This is a genomic window from Corynebacterium tuscaniense, assembly GCF_008693065.1.
Classification (GTDB): domain Bacteria; phylum Actinomycetota; class Actinomycetes; order Mycobacteriales; family Mycobacteriaceae; genus Corynebacterium; species Corynebacterium tuscaniense.
Window position 1 is genome coordinate 1 of the sequence record NZ_VXKH01000173.1, and the last position, 620, is coordinate 620.

The 620-nt window shown below is 54.8% G+C and carries 1 pseudogene; it reads left to right on the plus strand.

The window, feature by feature from the left end:
* Positions 1 to 125: 125 nt before the first annotated feature.
* Positions 126 to 620 (plus strand): annotated as a pseudogene (locus tag F4V54_RS11120) (type I restriction enzyme HsdR N-terminal domain-containing protein); the annotation flags it as partial.

The following is a 620-nucleotide window of genomic DNA, read 5'->3' on the forward strand; positions in this document are numbered from 1 at the left end:
AGGGACCCCTATATCTTGTGGTGGGTCCCGATCCTCATACTTGGTACCTCATCCCGGCTACGCACCCCAGATCCGGAAGAGCCATTTAATGTTGTACCGAGTAACTACAATCCAGAGGGGATCAAATGTCTATCGACCAAGCTGTGTTCGCTCTTGCCAATCGGGTTCGAGAGTTGAAGTCGATCATTGAAACCGAGGAAGCCACATAGACGGCGTTCATCATCCCTTTCATCAATGAGGTTCTCGGGTACGACGTCACCGACCCGCGCGAAGTCGTCCCCGAGTGCACCGCCGACATCGGCATCAAGAAGGGCGAGAAGGTCGACTTCGCCATCAAATCCGGCGATGACTTCCGGTTCCTCATCGAGTGCAAGAAGATCGGCGAACCCCTCGACCTCAACCATGCGAACCAGCTGGTGCGTTACTTCAACGTCACCGATACCGAATTCGCAATCCTGACCAACGGCGAGGTCTACGAGTTCTACGCCCAGCTTGACGCCGCCAACCGCATGGACGAAAAACCGTTCATGACACTAAATCTCGCGGAGGTCGACACGCGCCTCTTCCCGCACTTGGAAATGTGCACCAAGAAGAAGTTCGACTATGAGACCATCGCCGCT